Origin of the sequence: Pseudomonas sp. (genome assembly GCF_030696055.1) — a bacterium.
Classification (GTDB): domain Bacteria; phylum Pseudomonadota; class Gammaproteobacteria; order Pseudomonadales; family Pseudomonadaceae; genus Aquipseudomonas.
Window position 1 is genome coordinate 1 of record NZ_JAUYNP010000159.1, and the last position, 3,647, is coordinate 3,647.

Sequence of the window (3,647 nt, forward strand, 5' to 3'; positions counted from 1 at the left end):
TAACGCCGGATGGCCGACGCGCAGCAGATCGTAAATAGGTTTTCAGTACTCGGCTTCCGGCAGGCTGGCCAGGATATGCCGGTAGCTGGCCATGCGCTGCGGGTGCACGCGGCCTTCTTCCAGGGCCTTGAGCAGGGCGCAGCCCGGCTCGCGATCATGCTTGCAGTCGCGAAAGCGGCAGTGGCCGATCAGCTCGTGGAACTCGATAAAGCCGGCTTCGACGTCATCGCGGCTGACATGCACCAGGCCGAATTCGCGAATGCCCGGCGAGTCGATCAACTCGCCGCCACCGGGAAAATGAAATAGCCGTGCCGTGGTGGTGGTGTGGGTGCCTTTGCCGGTCAGCTCCGACAGCGGCCCGACGCGGGTGTCGACGCCCGGCAGCAGGCTGTTGACCAGGGACGACTTGCCGACCCCGGACTGGCCGACGAACACGCTGACATGGCCATCGAGCTGCAGTTTGAGTTGCTCCATGCCGTCGCCCTGGTGCGCCGACACTTCCAGCAAGGGATAGCCCAACTGGCGGTATACGCCGAGCATGGCGTTTAGCGCCACGGCGTTCTGCTCGTCGATCAGGTCGGCCTTGTTCAGCAGCAGCAAGGGGCGGATGCCGGCGTGCTCGGCGGCCACCAGATAGCGGTCGATCAGGTTGGCGTGGGGCTCGGGCAGCGGCGCGAAGACTATCACTATCAGGTCGACATTGGCCGCCACCGGTTTGAGCTGGCCGCGGGTATCCGGGCGGCACAGTTCGGTGCTGCGTGGCAGCTGGGCCACGATGACGCCTATGCCCTGGTTGCCGGCCCGCCACACCACCTGGTCACCGGTGACCAGGGTCGGCAGGTTGGCGCGCAGGTGGCAACGAAACACCTGGCCGGCCTGTTCGCCTTCCAGTGCCTCGACCTCGATCTGCACGCCGAAGTGGGCGATGACCAGGCCGGTCTGCTCGGGGCCGAGGTCGCCGCCTTCGAGAATCTGCACGGCTTGCGACTCGCGTTTGGCGGCGCGGGCGGCGCGTTCGCCCTGGATTTTTTCGATGCGCCAGTTTTGCCGGCGGTTGAGTTGGCGTTTGGCCATAAGGCTTCCGAGAGTTGAATTGCACTGTAAACGGTCGCGAGTCTAGCACGGGCTGCCTGTTCGGCTCGTGGCGCGGCTAAACTGCGCGGCATCAATGGGGTGGTGTATGGAGGGATGATGCAGCGGTTGGTCAAACGCTATCCGGTGCTGCTGGCGCTAGTGGCGCAACTGGGCGCGGCTCTGCTTATCGCCGCGCTGATTTATCTGGCGGCGCAACTCTCGTCTTGGCGCCCCACTGGGCTGGCGGCCGCCCTGCTGCAGGGCTTGCTGGCCGCCAGCCTTGGTCGCTGGTTGGGCCTGTCGCGCTGGTGGTGGTGGCTGAATCTGGCCTTCGTGCCGGCGCTGCTGCTCGCCAGTGGCGCGGCGTTGCCGTCCTGGGTGTTTCTGGCGGGTTTTGCGCTGTTGCTGCTGCTCAACTGGAACAGCCTGGGCGAGCGGGTGCCCTTATATCTGACCGGAGTTCGAACTCGCCAGCGGCTTGCCGAACTGCTGGCTCGGCAGCCTGCAGGTTTTCGCTTTATCGACCTGGGCTGCGGCCCCGGCGGCAGCTTGCTCAGCCTGGCGCGGCAGTTCCCCCGGGCGCAGTTTGTCGGGGTGGAGACCGCGCCCCTGTCCTTCGCCATCGCCTGGCTGCGCGCCCTGGGTCAGGCCAACTGCCGGATTCGCTATGAGAATCTCTGGCGCACCGACTTGTCGCACTTCGATGTGGCCTATTGCTTCCTGTCCCCGGCACCCATGGCCGACTTGTGGGTCAAGGCCCTGAAAGAAATGCCGGCGGGCAGCTGGTTGATCAGCAATAGCTTCGAGGTGCCGGGGGTGCCGGCCGATCAGCGGGTCGAGCTGCATGATTGGCGCCAATCACTATTACTCTTGTGGCGGATGCCGGGCGCAAACAGGTCGTTGAAAAGCGTAGCGAGCGACGGCTAGGCAAGGCGAAGTCGGCCGAAAAAGCGCAGTGTACGAGTTGTACATGAGCATTTTGAGGCCGAGTTCAACGCCGTATAGCCAAGCGCAGTAGTTTTTCAGCGGCCTGTTAAACTGGCGGCATTAGCCGAGGAGCCTTGCATGCAAAACCCACAGAATCTGATCTGGATCGACCTGGAAATGACCGGTCTGGAGCCCGAGAAAGACGTCATCATCGAGATGGCCAGCATAGTCACCGACAGCGACCTGAATATCCTCGCCGAGGGCCCGGTGATCGCCGTGCACCAGAGTGATGAGCTGCTCGCCGGCATGGACGAATGGAATACCCGCACCCACGGTGGCAGCGGCCTGACCCAGCGCGTACGCGCGAGCAAGATCGGCCAGGTCGAGGCCGAGGCGCAGACCATCGCCTTCCTCGAGCAGTGGGTGCCCAAGGGCCAGTCGCCGATCTGCGGCAACAGCATCGGCCAGGATCGGCGCTTCCTCTGTCGCTATATGCCGGACCTGGAAGCCTACTTCCATTACCGTAATCTGGATGTCTCGACCCTGAAGATACTCGTCGACCGCTGGGCGCCGCAGATCAAGGCTGGCTTCCAGAAGAAAGGCACGCACCAGGCGCTGGACGATATCCGTGAGTCGATTGCCGAGCTGCAGTACTACCGCGAACATTTTCTCAAGGTGCAAATCGGCGCCGAATAACGGTGTGCCATACCCGCGTGCCGGGTTGGCTTGCTAAGACTGGGCGCGCTTGCGGTGCTGGGCCAGCGCCCATTCGACATGCTCACGCACCAGCTCGGAGGGATGTTCGCGGCGCGCCTCTAGCGCCTCGAGCACCGGGATGCTGGACGGCGCATTGCCCAGCCCCACCGCCAGGTTGCGCAGCCAGCGCTCATAGCCGGCGCGGCGCAAGGGTGAGCCTTCGGTGCGGCTGAGAAACTCCTCTTCGCTCCAGCGAAACAGCGCGGCCAGTTCGGCGTTATCCAAATGATGGCGCGGCTGGAAGTCGCCCTGCTCGGTGGGCTTGGCGAAGCGGTTCCAGGGGCAGACCATCTGACAGTCATCGCAGCCGAACACCCGGTTGCCGATGGGCGCGCGCAACTCTTCCGGAATCGGACCCTTCAGCTCGATGGTCAGGTAGGAAATACAGCGCCGCGCATCCAGCACATAGGGGCCGACGAAGGCGGCGGTCGGGCAGATGTCCAGGCAGGCCGTGCAGCGCCCGCAGTGTTCGCTGGCATGGGGCGGGTCGACCGGCAGCGGCAGGTCGACGAACAGCTCGCCGAGGAAGAAGTAGCTGCCGGCCTTGCGGTTGAGCACCAGGGTGTTCTTGCCGATCCAGCCGAGACCGGCCTGCTCGGCTATGGCCTTTTCCAGCACCGGGGCGCTGTCGACGAAGGCGCGGTAGCCGAAGGGGCCGATCTGCTGCTGGATGCGTTCGGCCAGTTGCTGCAGGCGCTTGCGAATCAGCTTGTGGTAATCGCGGCCCAGGGCGTAGCGCGATACATAGGCTTTTTCCGGCTCACCCAGGCGTTGCGCCATCTGCGTGTCGCCGGGCAGGTAGTCCATACGCAGCGAGACCACGCGCAGGGTGCCGGGCACCAGCTGCTCCGGGTGCGAGCGTTTGCTGCCGTGGGCGGCCATATAGTCCA

4 protein-coding genes are annotated in these 3,647 nt (G+C 64.4%); 2 read left to right on the forward strand and 2 right to left on the reverse strand.

Annotated features, from left to right (window positions below; translation table 11 throughout):
- Window positions 1-42: 42 nt before the first annotated feature.
- The gene (gene rsgA / locus Q8Q83_RS09585; protein WP_305623200.1) at window positions 43-1,074 is read right to left on the reverse strand and encodes a small ribosomal subunit biogenesis GTPase RsgA; all 1,032 of its coding nucleotides are present in this window, start codon (window positions 1,072-1,074) and stop codon (window positions 43-45) included.
- Between the two features lie 114 nt (window positions 1,075-1,188).
- On the opposite strand from rsgA, the gene Q8Q83_RS09590 reads away from it, so the two are divergent.
- Window positions 1,189-2,001, forward strand: coding sequence for a class I SAM-dependent methyltransferase (locus tag Q8Q83_RS09590; RefSeq protein WP_305623202.1), 813 nt, complete (start codon window positions 1,189-1,191; stop codon window positions 1,999-2,001).
- A 138-nt stretch (window positions 2,002-2,139) separates the two neighbouring features.
- The gene (orn, locus tag Q8Q83_RS09595; protein ID WP_305623203.1) at window positions 2,140-2,697 is read left to right on the forward strand and encodes an oligoribonuclease; all 558 of its coding nucleotides are present in this window, start codon (window positions 2,140-2,142) and stop codon (window positions 2,695-2,697) included.
- Window positions 2,698-2,730: 33 nt separating this feature from the next.
- On the opposite strand, the gene queG is transcribed toward orn, so the two are convergent.
- A partial coding sequence (gene queG / locus Q8Q83_RS09600) for a tRNA epoxyqueuosine(34) reductase QueG (RefSeq protein ID WP_305623205.1) occupies window positions 2,731-3,647 on the reverse strand: 917 nt, incomplete at its 5' end.